At 69.3% G+C, this 19,867-nt stretch carries 19 protein-coding genes and 1 pseudogene; 7 read left to right on the top strand and 13 right to left on the bottom strand.

The genetic code is table 11. The features are described 5' to 3' along the window. Positions 1-49: 49 nt before the first annotated feature. The 6 genes from HXX10_RS09590 to HXX10_RS09565 all read right to left on the bottom strand — a co-directional run bounded on the left by HXX10_RS09590 (position 50) and on the right by HXX10_RS09565 (position 7,217). Entirely contained in the window at positions 50-751 is a 702-nt protein-coding gene (locus HXX10_RS09590; protein ID WP_296521952.1) for a DUF4167 domain-containing protein, read from the bottom strand. Positions 752-1,221: 470 nt separating this feature from the next. Then, positions 1,222-2,109, bottom strand: a complete 888-nt coding sequence (gene prmC, locus HXX10_RS09585) for a peptide chain release factor N(5)-glutamine methyltransferase (RefSeq protein ID WP_296521951.1) — start codon at positions 2,107-2,109, stop codon at positions 1,222-1,224. Continuing rightward, entirely contained in the window at positions 2,097-2,276 is a 180-nt protein-coding gene (locus HXX10_RS09580) for a hypothetical protein (RefSeq protein WP_296521950.1), read from the bottom strand. The genes prmC and HXX10_RS09580 overlap by 13 nt, the downstream gene beginning before the upstream one ends. A gap of 51 nt (positions 2,277-2,327) precedes the next feature. Continuing rightward, entirely contained in the window at positions 2,328-3,407 is a 1,080-nt protein-coding gene (prfA, locus tag HXX10_RS09575) for a peptide chain release factor 1 (RefSeq protein WP_296521949.1), read from the bottom strand. Positions 3,408-3,419: 12 nt separating this feature from the next. Continuing rightward, positions 3,420-5,687 (bottom strand): phosphoenolpyruvate--protein phosphotransferase, encoded by a 2,268-nt coding sequence (gene ptsP, locus HXX10_RS09570; RefSeq protein ID WP_296521948.1) that lies wholly within the window; start codon positions 5,685-5,687, stop codon positions 3,420-3,422. A 279-nt stretch (positions 5,688-5,966) separates the two neighbouring features. Beyond that, the gene (locus HXX10_RS09565; RefSeq protein WP_296521947.1) at positions 5,967-7,217 is read right to left on the bottom strand and encodes an aspartate kinase; all 1,251 of its coding nucleotides are present in this window, start codon (positions 7,215-7,217) and stop codon (positions 5,967-5,969) included. Positions 7,218-7,377: 160 nt separating this feature from the next. Between HXX10_RS09565 and ubiG the strand changes: the two genes are divergently transcribed. Next, entirely contained in the window at positions 7,378-8,130 is a 753-nt protein-coding gene (gene ubiG / locus HXX10_RS09560) for a bifunctional 2-polyprenyl-6-hydroxyphenol methylase/3-demethylubiquinol 3-O-methyltransferase UbiG (RefSeq protein WP_296521946.1), read from the top strand. Positions 8,131-8,400: 270 nt separating this feature from the next. Here ubiG and HXX10_RS09555 read toward each other — a convergent pair whose 3' ends face one another. Continuing rightward, positions 8,401-10,512 carry a cytochrome c1 gene (locus HXX10_RS09555; RefSeq protein WP_296521945.1) on the bottom strand — a complete coding sequence of 704 codons (2,112 nt, stop codon included), beginning with the start codon at positions 10,510-10,512 and terminating at the stop codon, positions 8,401-8,403. A 42-nt stretch (positions 10,513-10,554) separates the two neighbouring features. Next, the gene (gene petA / locus HXX10_RS09550) at positions 10,555-11,085 is read right to left on the bottom strand and encodes a ubiquinol-cytochrome c reductase iron-sulfur subunit (RefSeq protein ID WP_296521944.1); all 531 of its coding nucleotides are present in this window, start codon (positions 11,083-11,085) and stop codon (positions 10,555-10,557) included. A gap of 364 nt (positions 11,086-11,449) precedes the next feature. On the opposite strand from petA, the gene HXX10_RS09545 reads away from it, so the two are divergent. From HXX10_RS09545 to HXX10_RS09525, 5 genes and pseudogenes are all read left to right on the top strand, one after another. After that, positions 11,450-11,920, top strand: coding sequence for a tRNA (cytidine(34)-2'-O)-methyltransferase (locus tag HXX10_RS09545; protein ID WP_296521943.1), 471 nt, complete (start codon positions 11,450-11,452; stop codon positions 11,918-11,920). A 126-nt stretch (positions 11,921-12,046) separates the two neighbouring features. Further along, positions 12,047-12,970 carry an oxygen-dependent coproporphyrinogen oxidase gene (hemF, locus tag HXX10_RS09540; RefSeq protein ID WP_296521942.1) on the top strand — a complete coding sequence of 308 codons (924 nt, stop codon included), beginning with the start codon at positions 12,047-12,049 and terminating at the stop codon, positions 12,968-12,970. 34 nt (positions 12,971-13,004) lie between these two features. Then, a pseudogene (locus tag HXX10_RS09535) lies at positions 13,005-14,186 on the top strand (AAA family ATPase). Between the two features lie 91 nt (positions 14,187-14,277). Further along, positions 14,278-14,523, top strand: a complete 246-nt coding sequence (locus HXX10_RS09530; RefSeq protein ID WP_296521941.1) for a hypothetical protein — start codon at positions 14,278-14,280, stop codon at positions 14,521-14,523. Further along, positions 14,520-14,960, top strand: a complete 441-nt coding sequence (locus HXX10_RS09525) for a TA system VapC family ribonuclease toxin (RefSeq protein ID WP_296521940.1) — start codon at positions 14,520-14,522, stop codon at positions 14,958-14,960. The genes HXX10_RS09530 and HXX10_RS09525 overlap by 4 nt, the downstream gene beginning before the upstream one ends. 51 nt (positions 14,961-15,011) lie before the next feature. Here the strand turns inward: HXX10_RS09525 and HXX10_RS09520 are convergent, their stop codons facing one another. Genes HXX10_RS09520 through HXX10_RS09500 form a run of 5 tightly spaced genes read right to left on the bottom strand, consistent with a single transcriptional unit; the run spans position 15,012 to position 18,581 of the window. After that, complete coding sequence (locus HXX10_RS09520; RefSeq protein ID WP_296521939.1) at positions 15,012-15,755, bottom strand: sulfite exporter TauE/SafE family protein; 744 nt, start codon at positions 15,753-15,755, stop codon at positions 15,012-15,014. Between the two features lie 5 nt (positions 15,756-15,760). Then, positions 15,761-17,020: a CCA tRNA nucleotidyltransferase gene (locus HXX10_RS09515; RefSeq protein WP_296521938.1), complete on the bottom strand. Its 1,260-nt coding sequence runs from the start codon at positions 17,018-17,020 to the stop codon at positions 15,761-15,763. Between the two features lie 13 nt (positions 17,021-17,033). Further along, the gene (locus HXX10_RS09510) at positions 17,034-17,297 is read right to left on the bottom strand and encodes a DUF6111 family protein (protein ID WP_296521937.1); all 264 of its coding nucleotides are present in this window, start codon (positions 17,295-17,297) and stop codon (positions 17,034-17,036) included. A 40-nt stretch (positions 17,298-17,337) separates the two neighbouring features. Beyond that, a complete protein-coding gene (locus HXX10_RS09505) occupies positions 17,338-18,003 on the bottom strand; it encodes a CoA pyrophosphatase (RefSeq protein ID WP_296521936.1) in 666 nt (221 codons plus the stop codon). Beyond that, positions 18,000-18,581: a DUF1285 domain-containing protein gene (locus HXX10_RS09500; RefSeq protein WP_296522052.1), complete on the bottom strand. Its 582-nt coding sequence runs from the start codon at positions 18,579-18,581 to the stop codon at positions 18,000-18,002. The genes HXX10_RS09505 and HXX10_RS09500 overlap by 4 nt, the downstream gene beginning before the upstream one ends. Before the next feature lie 281 nt (positions 18,582-18,862). Here HXX10_RS09500 and HXX10_RS09495 point away from each other — a divergent pair, with 281 nt between their 5' ends. Further along, positions 18,863-19,867 (top strand): MoxR family ATPase, encoded by a 1,005-nt coding sequence (locus HXX10_RS09495; protein ID WP_296521935.1) that lies wholly within the window; start codon positions 18,863-18,865, stop codon positions 19,865-19,867.

Here is a 19,867-nt window from a genome sequence, read left to right as displayed (position 1 = left end):
CGTGACGGCGTTTTGATTGTGCGATGGCACTCGTTTGGATTGGGAGGCTTCAGTCCTGCGACGGACCCGACGAGGATCCCTCGTCGCCGCTCTCGCCGGCCGAGCCCGGCTCGCCGCGCACGCCGCGATGACGGCGGCGGCGGCGATGCAGCGGGAAGCGGTCGCTGTTCTGGCCGCTCTGGCCCTCGAAGCCGCCGTTGGGGGGGGTGAAATTCTGCGCCGACTGCTGCTGCGGCGCTGCGCCGCCGGTGACGAACGAGGGCAGGCGGTCGATGCCTTCGTCGCCACCGCCCTGGGCAGGCTGCGGCTGGCGCACATAAGGCTGTTCGCGCGGCACGAAGAACTGCGCATCGCGCGGCAGATAGGGCTGCGGGTCGCGGGTTCCGAACGCGGGCTGATCGGCGGCGCCCTGCGTCGGGCCCTGATCGTCACCGTCGTCGTCGTCCATGTCGTCGCGGGGATCACCCGGGCCGCCCTCGCCGCGATAGAACGGCGTGGTCTGGCGGAACTGCTCCTGGGCCGTCGCGATCAGCCGAAAATAGTGCTCGGCATGCTGAAAATAGTTCTCTGCCGAAACGGGATCGCTGGACGATTGCGAGTCGCGGGCCAACTGCATGTACTTTTCGGCGATGTGCGATGCGGTGCCGCGGATTTTGACGTCAGGGCCGTTCGACTCGTAGACCCGGGTGAGCGGATTGTGGCTCTTGCGGTTGCGCCCCCGCATGCGCTTGTTGTTCTGACCGTTTCTCATGGTTTGGCTTTCGGCCACCTCTGATTGCGGCGGTTCATCCACCGGTTACATCAATGGTTGCATGGACCGGCCCACGACCGATCGCCACCGGCTGCAACCGCGCACAGCCGATACCCTGCGGGCGTCCGCAGACGCACCACAATTTGCCTTCTGATGGCTCAGCTTGGACCGCAGCACATCTGCGGCGCTGCCAACCTCTCACGATGCTCACGCCGCTCGCAGTCCACCGAACCGAAGCGCACGCCGAAGCCGTTGAAGTAACTCGATCCTGGGTGGTGCAGCACCAATCCTGTTCATCGGATTTTGCTGACCGCGTCGACGCTGCTTGCCTCGCCGAGCCTTGCTCCGGGCTTCCTATGCAGCGTCTCAACCCCAACCCAGGTCGATTCCGTAAGCGGAAACTAGTCGCTCTCGCTGGATAATCAAGTTCTTTTTTGTCGGAGGTTGGGAAAGACTTTCGAATTTGTATATCAGGTCTGCTGTTGCGCCATGACGGCTCGAAGAACTCCGGAAAAGTCCGGATGCGGCGACCGGTTCGTGTCGAGTCCGGACGTATCGAACAAAGCGACAACCGCGGCGGCCTGACCGGCGCCGACCTCGACCACCAGGGTGCCGCCCGGTGCGAGCAGGCGCGGCGCGTCCGCCGCGATCGCCCGATAGGCGTCGAGCCCGTCCGGCCCGCCGTCGAGCGCGAGATGCGGATCGTGGTCGCGCACCTCCGGCGCCAAGGTGGCGATGTCGGTGCTGCGGATATAGGGCGGGTTGGAGACGACGAGGTCGAGGCCGCCCGCGAGTGCCGAGCCGTAGTCGCAGGCGACGAACGCGGCGCGTGTGACGAGGCCGAGACGTCGCGCATTCTCACCTGCCACGGCGAGGGCTGCGAGGCTGCGATCGGTGCCGATGCCGTGCGCCTGCGGCAGCTCGGACAACAGCGCCAGCAGCAGCGCGCCGGAGCCGGTGCCGAGATCGGCGATGCGGCGCACCGCGCCGCGGCCATGGCGCGCGTCAATGGCGGCGAGCGCCGCCGTCACCACGGTCTCGGTGTCGGGACGCGGATCGAGCACGGCGGGCGTCACCGCGAGCGGCAGGCTCCAGAACTCGCGCGAACCAAGAATCCGTGAGACCGGCTCGTGAGCGCGCCGGCGCTGCGCCAGCGCGTCGATGCGCCTCGCCTCGTCGGCGGACAGCGGGCGCTCGGCGGCGACGGCGAGGCCGGCGTGATCGAGCCCGAGCGCGTGGCCGATCAGCAGGCGCGCATCGAGCTCCGGCGTGTCGCATCCTGCCCCGCGCAGAGCCGCGGCAAGCGCGCGGCGCGCGGCGCCGATCGGCAGGCCGGGCGCGACGATCAGCCGGTCCATCGCGACCACAGCGCCGCGATCACTGCGAAATGGCCGGTCCAGTAGAGCGCCGCGATCAGCACCGCGGTCGCGAGCACGAGCTGGATGAAGCGTCCCTGCCAGGTGCGCGGCGCCAGCACCCTGAGAAACCGGTGCCGCCAGCGGAGAGGAAATCGCGGCTTGTGCATGGGGTCACGTCCGAATCGCGTCGGGTCGACATGCGTCAGGGATGCGGGGCGTCATACCGCGCCGCTTTCGGCGGCGAGCAGCGCGGCATTGTGCTCGGTCACCAGCGCGTCGACGAACTCGCCGAGCGCCTCGCCTTCCATCACTTGCGGCAGCTTGTAGAGAGTCAGGTTGATGCGGTGGTCGGTGACGCGACCCTGCGGGAAATTATAAGTTCGGATGCGCTCGGAGCGGTCGCCGGAGCCGACCTGGCCGCGCCGCTCGGCGGCGCGCGCCGCATCGCGCTTCTGCTGCTCCTGGTCGTAGAGGCGCGCCCGCAACATCGCCATCGCCTTGGCGCGGTTGCGGTGCTGCGAGCGCTCCTCCTGGACGAACACGACGATGCCGCTCGGCATATGCGTCACCCGGATCGCCGACTCGGTCTTGTTGACGTGCTGTCCGCCGGCGCCGCTCGACCGCATGGTGTCGATCTTGAGGTCCGCCTCGTTGATGGCGATGTCGACCTCCTCGACCTCGGGCAGCACCGCGACGGTGGCGGCCGAGGTGTGGATGCGGCCGGACCCTTCGGTGTCGGGCACCCGCTGGACGCGGTGCACGCCCGACTCGAACTTCAGCCGTGCGAAGGCGCCGGCGCCGCGGATCTCGGCGACGATCTCCTTGTAGCCGCCCATGGTGCCTTCGCTGGCCGACATGATCTCGGTCTTCCAGCCGCGCTGCGCGGCGTAGCGCTCGTACATGCGGAACAGATCGCCGGCGAACAGCGCCGCCTCGTCGCCGCCCGTGCCGGCGCGGATCTCGAGGATCACGTTGCGCTCGTCCATGGCGTCCTTGGGGATGAGCGCGAGCTTGATGTCCTGCTCGAGGCTCTCGCGGGTCTCCTCCAGGGTCGCCTTCTCGGCGGCCGCGATGTCGCGCAACTCGCTGTCGCTCGCCGGATCGGCGGCGATCGCCGCGACGTCGTCGATCTCGCGCAGCAGATCCGTGTAGCGCGTCACCTTCTCGACGATCGGGGTGAGCTCGGCGAGCTCACGCGACAGCCGCACGAAGCTCTCGGGCGGCAGCTTGCCGGCAAGCTCCGCCTGGAGCGCGGCATGGCGCGTCACCAGCGCATCGAGCTTCACGTGCGGCAGCATGGCGGCATCGCCTCACAGGGTCAGGCCTTCGGCCTCGGCGAAGGCGGTGAGCTCGGCACGGATCGAGGCGCTGCCGAGCGGCATCGCCATCAGCGAGGCGATCAGTCGCTCCGCCTTGCCGGCGTCGAGGTCGAGCAGCATCGCCTTCACGGGACCGACCGCCGAAGGCAGCACCGAGAAGGCGCGGAAGCCGATGGCGATCAGCGCGAGCGCGCCGATCGGCTTCGAGGCGAGCTCGCCGCACAGCGTCACCGACTTGCTGTGCGCATGGCCGCGCTCGACGATCAGCTTGAGGGCGCGCAGCACCGGCACCGACAACGGGTCGAACCGGTTGGCGACGCGCGAATTGCCGCGGTCGGCGGCGTAGAAGAACTGCAGGAGGTCGTTCGACCCGACGGAGAGGAAATCGACGCGGTCCAGCAGCTCGTCGAGCTGGAACAGCAGCGACGGCACCTCCAGCATGGTGCCGACCTCGACGCGCTCGGGCAGGCGGTGGCCGTGCCGGCGCAGATGGGTCAGCTCGCGCTCGACCAGGCCCTTGGCCTCGTCGAACTCCTGCACGGCGGCGACCATCGGGAACATGATGCGCAGCTCGCGTCCCGAGGCGGCGCGCAGCATGGCGCGCACCTGGCTGCGCAACAGGCCGGGCCGGTCGAGGCCGAGGCGGATCGCGCGCCAGCCGAGCGCCGGGTTCTCCTCCTCGTAGTTGCGCATGTAGGGCAGCACCTTGTCGCCGCCGATGTCGAGCGTGCGGAACACCACCGGCTGGCCGCCGGCGGCATCGAGCACGTTACGATACAGCGAGAGCTGCTCGCTGGTGCGCGGGAACTGCGCCGCCACCATGAACTGCAGCTCGGTGCGGAACAGGCCGATGCCGGCCGCGCCGGTCTCGGTGAGATGCGGCAGGTCGACCGGCAGGCCGGCATTGATCATCAGCGTGATCGGCTGGCCGTCCTTGGTGACGCACGGCCGGTCGCGCAGGCTGAGATACTGGAGCTGGCGGCGGGCGCGCAGCCGCACTCGTTCCACATAGGCCGCTTCCATGTCGGGGGACGGCCGGATGTGCACGTCGCCGGTGACGCCGTCGACGATGATGCCGTCGCCGGGATCGGCCAGGCCGGTGGCGTTCGGCACCTCGCCGACCGCGGCGATGCCGAGCGCGCGGGCGACGATCGCCACATGCGAGTTGGCGCCGCCCTCCTCGAGCACCAGGCCGCGCAGCCGGTTGCGGTCGTAGTCGAGCAGTGCGGCGGGGCCCATCGAGCGGGCCACGATGATGGCATGCTCGGGCAGCTTGTCGCGGGTCGGCGCGTGGTCGTAGCCGAGGAGCTGGCGCTGCAGCCGATGGGCGAGATCGTCGAAGTCGTGCAGGCGCTCGCGCAGATACGGGTCGGTCTGGCGCAGCATGCGGGCGCGGGTGTCCGACTGCACGCGCTCGACGGCGGCCTCCGCCGTCAGGCCGGTGAGCACCGCCTCCTCGAGCTTGTGCACCCAGCCGCGGTCATGGGCGAACATGCGGTAGGCCTCGAGCACGTCGCGGTGCTCGCCGCCCTCCGCCACCTCGCCGCTCTCCAACATCAGGTCGAGCTCGGCGCGCAGCGTCTCGATGGCGATGCCGAGCCGGTGCAGCTCCTTCTGGATGTCGTCGGCGATGAAATTGGTGATGACGACGCGTGGCTCGTGCAGCACCACGTGGCCGAGCGCGATCGAGTCGGTCAGGGCCGCCCCGTTGACGTGGACGGGCCGCCGCACCGCGGGCTCGGCCCCGGGCTGGGCCAGCGAGGTGAGCTCGCCCGAGGCGATCATCTCGGCCAGCACCATCGCGGTGGTCTGCAGCGCCTCGACCTCTTCCTCGGAATAGGTCCTGCGCGCGCGATTCTGGACGACCAGGACGCCGAGCGTGTTGCCGGCCCGCAGGATCGGCACGCCCAGGAACGAGCGGTAGATTTCCTCGCCGGTCTCGGGCCGGTACGAGAAGGCCGGATGCGCCTGCGCGTCGGAGAGGTTGATGGCGCTCGCCTCGGTGGCGACCAGGCCGACCAGGCCCTCGTCGGAGCGCATCACGGTCAGGTGGACGGCCTGCCGGTTGAGGCCCTCGGTGGCATACAGCTCAAGTGTGCCGTCCACGCGCAGCACGTAGACGGAGCACACCTCCGCGACCATGTTCGCGGCGATCAGAACCACGATCTTGTCGAGGCGTTCCTGCGCGCTGACCGGCTCCGCCATCACCTCGCGGAGGCGCCGTAACAGCACGCGCGGACCGCCCAGCGCACCGCGCATCGCGTGAGGTCCTTCCGGGTCGCATCACCAGGGGCCGGCCCGGACGAGAGGTTTCGGGTCCGGTTCGGAGAATCGCGCCGGGGCGGGCCTGTCGCGCGACTCCAAGACGGCTATAGCGAATGCGCCGTGTGCGCTGCAAGCGAAAGGACGTGCTGCGACGCAGCTCTTTTCCTTATTGTCCAACACTTTGCGACTGAACGGCTTTGTCGGTCGTCTGGCGCCCCCCGGTGGCCTGCCGGGGCGTTCGGCCGGCCGGGACGACCGGCCGCGCAATCCCGCTCAGGCCTTGTCGAGGCCGTAGAGCGTGTGCAGCGTGCGTACCGCCAGCTCCGTGAAGGCGGCGTCGATCAGCAGCGAGAACTTGATTTCCGAGGTCGTGATGGCGCGGATGTTGACGCCGCGGTCGGCCAGCGCCCGGAACGCCGAGGCGGCGACGCCGGCATGGCTGCGCATGCCCACCCCGATGACCGAGATCTTGGACACCTCGGCGGCCGTGTCGAGACGGGCGAAGCCGATGGCGGAGCGGGCCTTTTCGATCGTGTCCTTGGCCCGCTCGAAGTCGGCCGCCGTCACCGTGAAGGTGAGGTCGGTGGTCTTGCCGTCGGCCGACACGTTCTGGACGATCATGTCCACATTGATGTTGGCGTCCGACAGCGGGCCGAAGATGGCGGCCGCCACCCCCGGCTTGTCCTCGACGCTGCGGATCGAGATCTGCGCCTCGTCCCTGGAGAAGGCGATGCCGGTGACGACCTCGTGTTCCATGATCTCGGTCTCGTCGCAAATCAGGGTTCCGGGAGGGGGCCGGTGCGGATCGATGTCCTCCGGCTTGTCGAAGCTCGACCGCACGAAGATGCGGACATTGTGGATCATGCCGAGCTCGATCGAGCGCACCTGCATGACCTTGGCCCCGAGCGAGGCCATCTCCAGCATCTCCTCGAAGGCGATCTTGTCGAGCCGCCGCGCCTTCGGCACCAGGCGCGGGTCGGTCGTGTAGACGCCGTCGACGTCGGTGTAGATGTCGCAGCGGTCGGCCTTGATGGCGGCCGCGAGCGCCACGGCCGAGGTGTCGGAGCCGCCGCGCCCCAGCGTGGCGATGCGTCCGCTCTCCGCGTGGATGCCCTGGAAGCCGGCCACCACGGCGACCTGGCCGGCCTCGAAGCCGTCGAGCAGCGGGCCGCCCTCGATGCCCAGGATGCGGGCCGAGCCGTGCTGGTCCGAGGTGGTGACCGGAATCTGCCAGCCCTGCCAGGAGCGGGCCGCAATCCCCATGGCCTGCAGCGTGATGGCCAGCAGCCCCGATGTCACCTGCTCGCCCGAGGCGACGACGGCGTCGTATTCGCGCTGATCGTGCAGCACCGAGGCGGCGCGGCAGAGCTCGACCAGCTTGTTGGTCGCCCCCGCCATGGCGGACACGACGACGGCGACCTCGTGGCCGGCGTCGACCTCGCGCTTGACGTGGCGGGCCACGTTGCGGATGCGGTCGATATCGGCGACGGAGCTGCCGCCGAATTTCATCACGAGGCGGGCCATGGCGGCGTGGTCGTCCTTCGGATACGGGCGCGCGGGAAAGCTTGCATGGCGCTGATCCCGGCGCGAAAAAGGCGCGTATACATAACGGCGGGGGCCCGCGATGGCAACGGCCCCGCCCGCATCGCCGCGTCCCGCCGGACGCCAGCATCGGACAGTTTTCATGAGCATCGATTTCGACAGGTCCACCACGGTCGACGCGGCCGAAATCGCCCGTTTCGAGGCGATCGCCGAGACCTGGTGGGATCCGCGCGGCAAGATGGCGACGCTGCACAAGTTCAACCCGGTCCGGCTCGCCTGGGTCCGTGACGCGGCCTGCGCGCGATTCGGGCGCGACCCGCGGCGGATCGACTGCCTGTCGGGCCTGCGCTTTCTCGATATCGGCTGCGGCGGCGGCATCCTCTCGGAGCCGCTGGCGCGGCTCGGCGCCAGCGTGGTCGGAGCCGACCCGGCGGTCACCAATATCGAGGTCGCCAGGCTGCATGCCGCCAAGAGCGGCCTCGCCATCGACTACCGCAACACCACGGCCGAGACGCTGGCCGAGGCCGGGGAGCGATTCGACGTGGTGCTGGCCATGGAGGTGGTGGAGCACGTCACCGACGTGCCGCTGTTCGTCTCGGTCTGTGCCGGCATGGCCAAGCCCGGCGGCCTGATGGTGGCGGCGACCCTCAACCGCACCCTCAAGAGCTGGGCGCTGGCCATCGTCGGCGCCGAATATGTGCTGCGCTGGCTGCCGGTCGGCACCCACCAGTGGGACAAGTTCGTCACCCCGAAGGAGCTCGAGGCCGCCATGGAGCAGGCCGGGCTGAGCGTCGCCGACGAGAGCGGCGTGATCTACAATCCGCTCGCCGACCGCTGGTCGCTCGCCCGCGACATGGACGTCAACTACATGATCGCGGCCGAGAAGGCGGCGTAGGTCGAGGAGCTCTGGCTTTTACCCTCCCCTGGAGGGGGAGGGTCGGGCGTCCGCGTCAGCGGACGTCCGGGGTGGGGTGAAGCCACAAACACCGGCTTCGCCGATCACCCTCTCCCGGCGGACTTCGTCCACCGACCTCCCCCCTCCAGGGGGAGGCGAAGACCCCCGCGCGCTTCGCCTCGGCCCCATTCGCCAAAACACACCCCCCAAAAACGAAACCGGCCCGCTTGCGCGGGCCGGTCCGTGACGCCTCCGTTATCGGAGGTAGGCTCAGATCTTCGTCGCCTTGGGATCCTGGCCGGGCGCCGCCTCGGTCGGATGCTCGACGTCGTGCCAGATCTTCTTCTTGGTGAAGTAGAGCAGACCGGTGAGGACGAGCAGGAAGATCATGGTCTGGAAGCCGAGGCGCTTGCGCGCCTCGAGATGCGGTTCTGCCGTCCACATCAGGAATGCCGCGACGTCCTTGGCGTACTGATTCAGCGTCTGGGGCGAACCGTCCGTGTAGGCGACCACCCCGTCCGCCAGCGGCGGCGGCATCGCCACCGCATGGCCCGGGAAGTACTTGTTGTAGTTGCTCCCGTCCGGCAGCTTGAAGTCCGCCGGCGGATCCTCGTAGCCGCCGAGCAGCGCCACCATGTAGTCGACGCCGTTCTCCTGGTACTGGGTCAGGATGTCGAACAGGAAGGTCGGGAAGCCGCGCTCGTAGGTGCGGGCCTTGGCCATCACCGACAGGTCGGGCGGCGCCGCCCCGTTGAAGGCCGCCGCGGCAGCCTGCGGGTTCGGATAGGGCGACTGGAAGCGGTCGGCCAGCCGGCCGGGCCGCTCGAACATCTCGCCCTGGTCGTTCGGGCCGTCCTTGACCTTGGCCTCGGCGGCAACCGCGGCCGCCTGCGCCGTGGTGAAGCCGGGTCCGCCCGGCTCCGCCAGGTTGCGGAAGGACATGAGCGAGAGCCCGTGGCAGGCCGAGCAGACCTCGCGATAGACCTGGAAGCCGCGTTGGAGCTGGGCGCGGTCGAAGGTCCCGAACGGACCGGCGAACGTCCAGGTCTGCTGGGGCGGCTTCGGCTGCTCGGACGACGCCCGGGCCGGCTCGCTCGACACCGACAGGCCGACCAGGGCGGCGAGCGCCACCAGGGCCGCGACGGCGCCCGCCTTCTTCTTGTGACCGCCGATATGGTCCTCGGTGATCGAGTCCGGCACCGGCAGCGGCTTCTCGATCATGCCGATGACCGGCAGCACGACGATGAAGTGCAGGAAGTACCAGGCCGTCAGGATCCGCGACGCGATCACGTAGCCGCCTTCCGCCGGCATCGCACCGAGCCATCCGAGCACGATGCAGGTGGCGATCCAGATCCAGAAGAAGATCTTGAACAGCGGCCGATAGCGTCCCGACTTGACCTTCGAGGTGTCGAGCCAGGGCAGGAAGGCGAGGATGAGGATCGAGGCGAACAGGGCGATGACGCCCGCGAGCTTGTTCGGGATGGCCCGCAGGATCGCGTAGAACGGCAGATAGTACCATTCGGGCACGATGTGGGCGGGCGTCACGCTCGGATTGGCCGGGATGTAGTTGTCGGCGTGCCCGAGATAGTTCGGCAGGTAGAACAGGAACCAGCAGAACAGCAGCATGAACGCCGAGAAGAAGAACAGATCCTTGAACGTGGCATAGGGCGTGAACGGCACCGTGTCCTCGTCGGACTTGGGCTCGACGCCGGCCGGATTGTTCTGACCCACCACATGCAGGGCCCAGACGTGCAGCACCACGAAGGCGACGATCACGAAGGGCAGCAGGTAGTGCAGCGAGAAGAAGCGCGTCAGCGTCGGATTGCCGACCGAGTAGCCGCCCCACAGCCAGGTCACCAAGGTCTCGCCGACGATCGGAACGGCCGAGAACAGGTTGGTGATGACGGTGGCGGCCCAGTAGCTCATCTGGCCCCAGGGCAGCACGTAGCCGAGGAAGCCGGTCGCCATCATCAGCAGATAGATGATCACGCCGATGATCCACAGCACCTCGCGGGGCTCCTTGTAGGAGCCGTAATACATGCCGCGGAACATGTGGATGTAGACGGCGAAGAAGAACAGCGCCGAGCCGTTGGCGTGCGCATAGCGGAGCAGCCAGCCGTAGTTCACGTCGCGCATCATCTGCTCGATCGATGCGAAGGCGAGGTCGGCGTTCGCCGTGTAATGCATCACCAGGATGATGCCGGTGACGATCTGGATCATCAGCAGGAACGACAGGATCGCGCCGAACGTCCACAGGAAGTTCAGGTTCCGTGGCGTCGGGTAGGAGACGAACGAATCGTACAGCAGGCTGAGGATGGGAAGCCGCGCCTCGAACCACTTGAGCACGGGATGCGTCGGCTGAAACTTGGAAGGTCCACTCATGGTGTGTCTCTGTCCGGAGGGCGCTGCGGTCCGGAGGCCGCGTCAGCCGATCTCGATCTTGGAATCGGATACGAAGCGGTACGGCGGAATGGGCAGGTTCGCCGGCGCCGGTCCCTGACGGATGCGGCCGGAGTCGTCGTACTGCGACCCGTGGCAGGGGCAGAACCATCCGCCGTAATCACCCGACTTGGCGATCGGGATGCAGCCCAGATGGGTGCAGATGCCGACAACGACGAGCCACTGCTCGTGCCCGGGCTTGGTCCGGTCCTGGTCGGTCTGCGGATCGGGGAGCTGGCTCATCTTGACGGACTGGGCCTGCTCGACCTCCTGCTTGGTCCGGTGCGAGATGAAGATCGGCTTGCCGCGCCAGGTCACCTTGATGACCTGCCCCTCCGCGATCGGCGCGAGGTCGACCTCGATCGGCGCACCCGCCGCGATGGTCGAGGCGTTGGGGTTCATCTGGGCGATCAGCGGCACGAGAACAAATGCGCCTCCGATCGCGCCGACCGCGCCGGTGGCGATGTAAAGGAAATCGCGCCGGGTCGGCTCGGCTGGCAATGACGGATTGGTCACAGTCTTCGGTCCCTTTCAATCGATGGGCGGGCAACCCCGGGAGGGCGGGCCCGAGCAAAGCCGGCGGCGGGAACAATCGCGGCGCCGGGCTCGCGGGAGGCGCACTCCACGCCACCTTAATCTCCTATTGGCATCCTTTCCCCGGGAAGCGCAAGCCCGTCCAGTTGCCGAGAGCCGCATATGGCAAATAGGATGAGGCGACGGCGTCCCGGTCCCCGTAGCGGTGTGGCCGGCCGGCTGCCGGGAGGTGAGACGGTGCGGTCGAGCGGTGTCGATTGTTCGTCATGTCCGCGACCGGCGGACGGCGCGTGGCGATGCGTTCGCGGAGCTGACATCGGCCGTGTCCGGACAAGCCGCTGAGGCCATGCGGATCGCCCTCTACGAACCCGACATCCCGCAGAACACCGGGACGATCCTCCGCCTCGCGGCCTGCCTCGGCCTCGACGCCGATCTGATCGAGCCGGCCGGATTTCCCACCACGGACCGTGCGTTTCGCCGCGCCGGCATGGACTATCTCGACCATGTGCGGCTGACCCGCCACGCCTCGTTCGATGCCTTCGAGGCGTTCCGGCGGGCGCGCGGCCTGCGCCTGGTGCTGCTCACCACGGCGGCCGCGACACCTTATCTGGAGCATCGCTTCTCGGCCGACGATGTGCTGCTTCTCGGCCGCGAATCCGGCGGCGTGCCGGAGCGCGTCCACGCCACCGCCGATGCCCGGCTGCTGATCCCGATGCGGCCCGGCCTGCGCTCGCTCAATGTCGCGATGGCCTGCGCCATGACGGTCGGCGAGGCCTTGCGCCAGACCGGCGACAACCATCTAGTCTCCCGAGATTAGTCGCGGAGGATCGTATGGGCGCGAGCGAGACGAGCAACGCGACCGATCTGATCAGGTGGCCCCTCACCGGGCCGCATCCTTGACCCTCTAAACATTATCGCAAAGCCAAACCCGGACGCCCCCGACATGCCCCCCCTCACCCCCGCTGCCTCCTCGCCGCTGCCCGAGCCCGCCGTGCTCGAAACCCGCAAGGGCGAGGCCAGAGCCTGGTTCGAAGGGCTGCGCGACCGCATCTGCGCCGCCTTCGAGGCGATCGAGGACGACGCTCCGGCGACACTCTATGTCGGTGCGCCGGGTCGCTTCGTGCGCACGCCATGGAGCCGCACCGACCATTCGGGCGCGGCCGGCGGCGGCGGCGTGATGTCGATGATGCACGGCCGCGTCTTCGAGAAGGTCGGCGTCCACGTCTCGACCGTGCACGGCGAGTTCGCCCCCGAGTTCCGCAAGGACATCCCGGGCGCCGCCGAGGATCCGCGCTTCTGGGCCTCGGGCATCTCGCTGATCGCCCATCCATTGAATCCGCATGCGCCGACCGCGCACATGAACACCCGCTTCGTGGTGACGAGCCGCGCCTGGTTCGGCGGCGGCGGCGACCTCACCCCGGTGCTGGCGCGCCGCCGCACCCAGGACGATCCCGACACGGTGGCGTTCCATGCGGCGATGCGACGGGCCTGCGAGGCGCATGCCGCGGTCGCCTCTCACGACCGGCTGAAGGCGTGGTGCGACGAGTACTTCTTCCTCCCACACCGCAAGGAGCCGCGTGGCGTCGGCGGCATTTTCTACGACTGGCTCGATTCCGGCGACTGGGCCGCCGACCTCGCCTTCACGCGCGACGTCGGCGAGGCATTTCTCGGCGCCTATCCGGCCATCATTCGCAGCAATGTCGCAACGCCCTGGAATGACGCCGAGCGCGACGAGCAGCTCGTTCGCCGCGGCCGCTATGTCGAGTACAATCTGCTCTACGACCGCGGCACCGTGTTCGGCCTCAAGACCGGCGGTAATGTCGAGTCGATCCTCTCGTCGATGCCGCCGCTGGTGAAATGGCCGTGACGGGATCGCCGTGACGGGACTGTGGTGAGGGGGCATGGTCATCCGCGAGGTCGGCGTCGCCGGCTATCGATCGCTCCGCGCGATCCGCTTCCCGGTCGGCCGGCTGACCGTCTTCGTCGGCGCCAACGGGGTCGGAAAGAGCAATCTCTACCGCAGCCTGCAGCTCCTGCAGGCGGCCGCTGCCGGCACCCTGGCGCGCGAGCTCGCCGCCGAGGGCGGGATGGAGTCGGCCCTGTGGGCCGGCCCGCGACGGGTCGGCCAGCCGGCCCGCATCAAGCTGTCGGTCGACCTCGCCGCCGGCAACGACGACCGGGAGCAGGGCGAGCTCGCCTACGACGTCCACGCCGGGCTGACGTTTTCATACGAGCACGAGATCGGGTTGCCCAAGGTGACGGACGCGGCGTTCCAGCTCGAGCCGCAGATCAAGCAGGAGACGCTGGTCTCCCAGAGCGGCCGCCGGCCGCTCAGGCTGCTGGAACGCGCCGGCCCGCGCGCCACGGCGCTCGACGACAAGGGACGCAAGCAGCCCTTTGCCCTGCATCTGCTCGCCTCGGAAACCGCGCTCGCCGCCATGCAGGATGCGGCGCGCTTTCCCGAGGTCGACGCCGTCCGACGCGCCATGCTGGATTGGCGGTTCTATCACGACCTCCGCTCCGACCGCGCCGCGCCGCTGCGCCAGCCCTGCCTCGCCGTGACGACCCCGACGCTGTCCTCCGACGGCGCCGACCTCGCCGCCGTATTCGCCACGCTCGTCCATATCCGCGAGGATACGTCGGAGCTCGACCGGGCGATCGACGATGCCTTTCCGGGGGCCCGCCTGGTCGTCCCGCCGCCCGGCCGCACGGCATCGTTCGGGCTGATGTTTCCCGATTACCCCAAGCGGGTGTTCGAGGCGGGCGAGCTGTCGGATGGAACGTTGCGCTATCTCGCACTCGCCGGCGCGCTGCTCGGCTATCGCCTGCCGGGATTCATCGCCCTCAACGAGCCGGAGGCGAGCCTGCATCCGGAGCTGCTGGCGCCGCTCGCCCGTATGATCATCCGGGCCGCGACGCGCAGTCAGATCTGGGTGGTCACCCATTCGGAAACGCTGGCGCAGGCTTTCGCGGACCACGGCGGCATCACGTCGCGGACCGTGATCTAGCGCAACGGCGAGACCTGGATCGACGGCCTCCGCCTCGCCGGCGATTTCGCCGACGAGGAGGAGGACGAGGAGTGATGCTGCCAGCGTGTCGCCGGCGGCACGGCGTTGCCCGCAGCCCGTCTCGGCGATAAGCTGTGGCGTTGGTCGATTGAGATCATAAGCCCGCATGAAAACGACGCTCGACATCGCCGACGCCCTGCTTCGCGAAGCCCGCGACGTGGCGGCGCGCGAAGCCACGACGGTCGATGCGCTGGTCGAGCAGGGGCTTCGGCACATCCTGGCCGACCGGGGTGCTGCGCCGGTCTTCCGTTTGCGCAAGGCGAGTTTCAAGGGTCGGGGGCTGGCGCCGGCGGCCCGCGACGCGGGCTGGGATCGGCTGCGGGAGATCGCACAGGAGGGTCGAGGCGGGTGATCGCCGTCGACACCAATATTCTCGTCTATGCGCATCGCGAGGATTCGCCGTTCCATGGGCCGGCCGAACGCTGCCTACGTTCGCTCGCCGAAGGCAGCCAAAGGTGGGCGATCCCGTGGCCGTGCCTGCACGAGTTCCTTGCGATCGTCACACATCCCCGCATCTACGATCCGCCGACACCGATCACGGCCGCTGTCGATCAGGTCGACGCTTGGTTTGAATCGCCGACGCTCGTCGTTCTGGGCGAGACCGAGCGACATTGGTTCGCGCTTCGAGCCTTGGTCACGGAGCGTCGGATCGTCGGTGCGCGCGTCCACGACGCCCGGATCCTGGCACTGTGTCGGCAGCATGCGGTCCGCGAGCTGTGGTCCGCCGATCGCGACTTCAAGCAGTTCTCCGGCGGCGAAACTGTCGTGGTCAATCCGCTTTTCTCTTGATGTCCGGACCCCTGTCGGGTGGCAAATCTCGAAAATGTATGGTGGTCCGCCTCAGTAGGCCACTGCCCGGATCAGCATCGCGGCGCCGCCGAGGATCACCATGGCGTCCAGGATCGCGGTGTGGACCTTGATCGGCAGGTGCTCGACCAGGCGCTTGGCCAGCCAGGCGCCCGGGATCGCGATGATGCCCATCATCAGCCCGATGGCGAGCACCTGCGCCGTGACGACGCCGGAGGCGCCGAACACCGAGAATTTCAGCAGGCCCGTCACGGTCGAGATGGCGGCGTCGGTGGCGATCACGGCGGCGCCTTCGAGGCCGGCCGCCATCAGCATCGAGATCAGGATGATGCCGGCGCCCGAGGTGCCGCCGACCAGCACGCCCCACCCGGTCGCGCTCGCCGCCAGCCCGGCCGGGCCGAGCCGCACGCCGCGCGTCTTCAGCACGCGCCGCAGCGGCACGCTCGCCACCAGCATGGTGCCGATGACGATCAGGGCGCCGCGGCCGTCGAGCCTCGTGTAGAGAAAGGCGCCCAGCACGCAGGTCGGCAGCGCCGGCAGCAGCACCAGCGGCACGCGCCGCCAGTCGACCTGGTTCCTGAACACGGTGGCGCGCGAAAAATTGTTGAAGATCGCCGCGATGGCGATGATCGGCACTACCGGCTCGGCCCCGACGATCGGCACCAGCACGAGCGGCATCAGCGCACCGGTGCCATAGCCGGCGACGCCGCCGATCACGGCCGTGGTCAGGCCGGCGACGCCGATCAGGAGAAGCTGCAGCAGCGAGACGTCGTACACGGGGCTCAGTCCGGCCGGCGGTCGGCGCGGGCCGCGATGGCGTGAACCAGCCGGTCGAGCGCGGCGCGGTCGGCCGGGAAGCCGGCCTCTATCCAGGCCGCCTCGGCCTCCTTCATGGCGGCGCCGAGCGCCGGGCCGGCGAGGCCGTACGCCATGAAGGCGCTGGCGCGCAGCGGGAAACGCGGCGCGTGCCAGCGCACCGGCAGGGTGGCGAGCAGGCGCCAGGCCGGATCGTCCGCCGCCGCGGAGCCGGCCCGGCTCCAGGCGAGCAGCACGCGATCGACATAAGCGTCCGGGCCGAGCCCGTAGAGCAGGGCACGCGCCGCCGCCTCGCTGGTCGTCGTGCCGAGGCGCCGCCACTGACGCGCCATCGCGGCGAGGCGGCGGTGCTCCGCATTGGTGAGCCGCAGCCGCTCGTGCAGCCGCTCGGCGTCCTCCTCGACCAGCACCGCGAGGGCCGCGAGACGCCGCGTCGTGTCGGGAGGCTGGTCGAGTGCCGCCTCGCGCGACACCATGGCGGCAAAATCCCACGGCCGGCCGATGCCGCCGAGCACGAGCTGGAGGATGCCGGTCTCGGCCATCACCTGAAGCGTCGTGGCGGCGGCCGGCGCGATCAGCAGCTTGAGCGTCTCCATGCGGACTCGCTCGCGCGACAGGCCGCGCAGGCTTTCGCGGGCGACGATGCAGGCTTTGAGGCTCGGCGGGTCGAAGGCGCCGTTGCCGTAGAAGGCATGGAAGCGGAAGAAGCGCAGGATGCGCAGATGGTCCTCGGCGATCCGTCTGGCCGGCTCGCCGATGAAGCGCACCCGCCGCGCGGCGATGTCGGGCAGGCCGCCGACCGGATCGTGCAGGGTGCCGTCGGGCGACACCGAGAGGGCGTTCATGGTGAAGTCGCGCCGCCAGGCGTCGGTCGTCCAGTCGCGCCCGAAGGCGACCGTCGCCTTGCGGCCGAAGGTCTCGACGTCCTCGCGCAGCGTCGTCACCTCGAAGGGCCGGCTGGCCGCCACGATCGTCACGGTGCCGTGGTCGATACCGGTCGGTACCGCCTTGAAACCAGCCGCGACCGCCCGGCGCATCACCTCCTCGGGCGTCGCCGTGGTGGCGATGTCGATGTCGCCGGGCGGCTCGCCCAGCAGCGTGTTGCGCACGGCGCCGCCGACGACGCGGGCCTCCTCGCCGTCGCGGTCGAGCGCCGCCAGCACGCCGGCCAGCGGTTCGGCGTCGAGCCAGCCGGCCGCCGGCAGCCGCGGCGGAGCGGTCGTCATGGCCGCCCCGGTGTCATTCGGTACTGCCCGGCACGAACCGGCCGTTCTCCATATGGGCCGGCACATAGGTCGAGTTCGGCGGCACCCCGCCGAACTGCGCCATCACGACGAAGCTCAAGATCAGCAGGCCGAGCGCGGCGAGCGTCAGCCAGCCGACCACCGGCGGCCGCCAGGCGCTGGCGTCGAGCAGGCCCGTGCGCGTCGCCACCAGGAACAGCGCGTACAGCACGAACGGGGTGAGGAAGAGGGCGATCTCGGTGAAGACAGGGCGGATCATGGCACGACGGTACAGCCTTGCGGCTCCGGCGGGGAGCCCGTCATCTCTCGTACACCCGTTCGTAGAGATTGCGGAGGATTCCCGCGGTGACGCCCCAGATGTACCGCTCCTGGTAGGGCATCACGTAGAACCGGCGCTTCAGGCCCTTCCAGTCGCGGCTGTGCAAGGCGTGGTTCTGGGCGTCCATCAGGAAGGCGAGCGGCACCTCGAAGGCGTCCTCCACCTCGCCCGCATTGAGGGTGAGGGCATAGCCGGGGCGGACCCGCGACACCACCGGCAGGATGCGGAAGCCCGAGAACGTGCAGTAGAGGTCGAGATAGCCGATCGGATCGACGAGATGCCGGTCGAGCCCGATCTCCTCCTCGGCCTCGCGCAGTGCGGCGGCGAGCGGGGTTTCGTCCTCCGGCTCGATCTTGCCGCCCGGAAAGGCGATCTGCCCGGCATGGTTGGGCAGGCTGGTGGTGCGCTGGGTGAGGATGACGCCGGGCTCGGGCCGGTCGACCACGCCGATCAGCACGGCGGCGGGCCGCGCCGGGATCGCCTCGGCCCTCGCCCACAGCTCGGGGTCGAGGTCGATGTCGCCGCGGGTCGCCGGCTGGCTCGGGTCGGTCAGGGCCGTCGGCACCGCCATGTCGAGCTTTTCGCGCGCCCGCGCGAAGAACGCCTCGCTCAGCGTCAGCGGGTCGGCCGGCTCGATCGCCGTCATGGCGGGCTGTCCTTTGCGGCGTGATCTTTCAGCGTGTCGGCCGGCGTCATCGGAAAGAAGGCGTCGCCAGACGCCACCCCGAACATGCGATGGCCGTCGACCTCACGCTCCTCGCCGAGCTCGACCAGGTCGTAATACAGCGGCCGCACCACCTTGGCCCACAGTCCGCGCCGGACATGCAGGTAGGGTTTCAGCCCGCCCGTGCCGGCCTCCGGCTCGAAGCGCAGCGCATGCTCGGCGTCGCACGTCACCCAGTCGTCGACATTGGTGCGGAAGCGCAGCACCGGGGCGGTCGCCTCGCCGGCGGGCTCGCGCGCCATCTCGACCGCCAGGAAGGGGGCGTCGTCGACCGTGATGCCGCATTTCTCGACCGGGGTGACCAGCACGTAGCGGTCGCCGTCCCGCCGCAGCACCGAGGCGAACAGCTTGACCAAAGCGAGCCGCCCGATCGGGCTACGCTGATAGAACCAGGTGCCGTCGGCGGCGATGCGCAGGTCGATGTCGCCGCAGTCGGGCGGATTCCACAGGTGCACGGGCGGTGGGCCGCGCTCGGCCGCAGCCCGCACCGTGCCGGCCAGCGCCTCGAATCGGCCGCCGGTCTGTCCTTCGCCGGTCCGCCCTTCCTTCGCCACGGTTCGACTTACCCTGTGAGACGCACCCGCGACGGCGGGATCGTGCGACCCGGAGGGGTCGCGGGATCGTGATGGGCCGTTGCCGGGCCCCGACTCATCCCGATAGCCTATGGTGCATAGGTGTGAGAGGGAACGGCCGGGCGCAACAGCCGGCTGGCGTGGTTGATGCATGGCAGGCCGGCGACCGCCGGTGTGAACCCCGACGGATCGGGATCGAGGAGTACCGAATGGTGCCGAGCGGCGAAAGCCTGGACAAGCTGGAAGACATGATCGTCCGTGCCGCCGAGACCACGGCCGCGCATGTGCGCGCCGCCCGCGCGGCGGTCGGCACCGTCATCTTCGGGCAGGACCGCGTCGTCGAGAGCGCCATCGTCACCATCCTGTCGGGCGGCCATGCGCTGCTGGTCGGCGTGCCCGGCCTCGCCAAGACCAAGCTGGTCGACACCATGGGCACGGTGCTCGGCCTCGACGCCAAGCGCATCCAGTTCACCCCCGACCTGATGCCGTCCGACATTCTCGGCAGCGAGGTTCTGGAGGAGAGCCCCGGCGGCCGGCGCAGTTTCCGCTTCATCCCGGGGCCGGTGTTCGGCCAGCTCCTGATGGCCGACGAGATCAACCGCGCCAGCCCGCGCACCCAGTCGGCGCTCTTGCAGGCCATGCAGGAGCAGCACGTGACCGTCGCCGGCGTCCGCCACGACCTGCCGAAACCCTTCCACGTGCTGGCGACCCAGAACCCGCTGGAGCAGGAGGGCACCTATCCGCTGCCCGAGGCGCAGCTCGACCGTTTTCTCATGGAGATCGATGTCGACTATCCCGACCTCGAAGCCGAGCGAAAGATCTTGTTCGACACCACCGGCACCGAGGAAGGCCGCGCCAAGCCGGCCATGTCGGCCGACGACCTGATGTCGGCGCAGCGCCTGGTCCGGCGCCTGCCGGTCGGCGAGTCGGTGCTGGAGGCGATCCTGCGGCTGGTGCGCTCGGCGCGTCCGGGCGCCGAGGGGACGGAGGGCAAGCTGATCGCCTGGGGCCCGAGCCCGCGCGCCTCGCAGGCCCTGATGCTGGCGGTGCGCGCCCGCGCGCTGCTCGAGGGCCGCTACGCACCGTCGGTCGACGACGTGCTGGCGCTCGCCGAGCCGATCCTCAAGCACCGCATGGCCCTGACCTTCGCGGCACGGGCGGACGGCGAGACCATTCCGGGCGTGATCGGCCGGCTGAAGAGCCGGATCGGATAG

This window comes from Rhodoplanes sp. (assembly GCF_013377085.1).
GTDB lineage: Bacteria > Pseudomonadota > Alphaproteobacteria > Rhizobiales > Xanthobacteraceae > Rhodoplanes.
Note: the sequence above shows the minus strand (reverse complement) of the source record. Positions and strands in the feature narration are given on the sequence as shown.

Excerpts from the sequence above, each read along its gene's own strand:
- HXX10_RS09565 (WP_296521947.1), bottom strand. The coding sequence starts at position 7,217 with ATGGCCCGCCTCGTGATGAAATTCGGCGGCAGCTCCGTCGCCGATATC.
- ptsP (WP_296521948.1), bottom strand. The coding sequence starts at position 5,687 with ATGCGCGGTGCGCTGGGCGGTCCGCGCGTGCTGTTACGGCGCCTCCGC.
- HXX10_RS09510 (WP_296521937.1), bottom strand. The coding sequence starts at position 17,297 with ATGATCCGCCCTGTCTTCACCGAGATCGCCCTCTTCCTCACCCCGTTC.
- ubiG (WP_296521946.1), top strand. The coding sequence starts at position 7,378 with ATGAGCATCGATTTCGACAGGTCCACCACGGTCGACGCGGCCGAAATC.
- HXX10_RS09590 (WP_296521952.1), bottom strand. The coding sequence starts at position 751 with ATGAGAAACGGTCAGAACAACAAGCGCATGCGGGGGCGCAACCGCAAG.
- HXX10_RS09530 (WP_296521941.1), top strand. The coding sequence starts at position 14,278 with ATGAAAACGACGCTCGACATCGCCGACGCCCTGCTTCGCGAAGCCCGC.
- HXX10_RS09580 (WP_296521950.1), bottom strand. The coding sequence starts at position 2,276 with ATGCACAAGCCGCGATTTCCTCTCCGCTGGCGGCACCGGTTTCTCAGG.
- prmC (WP_296521951.1), bottom strand. The coding sequence starts at position 2,109 with ATGGACCGGCTGATCGTCGCGCCCGGCCTGCCGATCGGCGCCGCGCGC.
- HXX10_RS09505 (WP_296521936.1), bottom strand. The coding sequence starts at position 18,003 with ATGACGGCGATCGAGCCGGCCGACCCGCTGACGCTGAGCGAGGCGTTC.
- hemF (WP_296521942.1), top strand. The coding sequence starts at position 12,047 with ATGCCCCCCCTCACCCCCGCTGCCTCCTCGCCGCTGCCCGAGCCCGCC.
- HXX10_RS09555 (WP_296521945.1), bottom strand. The coding sequence starts at position 10,512 with ATGAGTGGACCTTCCAAGTTTCAGCCGACGCATCCCGTGCTCAAGTGG.
- HXX10_RS09515 (WP_296521938.1), bottom strand. The coding sequence starts at position 17,020 with ATGACGACCGCTCCGCCGCGGCTGCCGGCGGCCGGCTGGCTCGACGCC.
- HXX10_RS09545 (WP_296521943.1), top strand. The coding sequence starts at position 11,450 with ATGCGGATCGCCCTCTACGAACCCGACATCCCGCAGAACACCGGGACG.
- prfA (WP_296521949.1), bottom strand. The coding sequence starts at position 3,407 with ATGCTGCCGCACGTGAAGCTCGATGCGCTGGTGACGCGCCATGCCGCG.
- HXX10_RS09495 (WP_296521935.1), top strand. The coding sequence starts at position 18,863 with ATGGTGCCGAGCGGCGAAAGCCTGGACAAGCTGGAAGACATGATCGTC.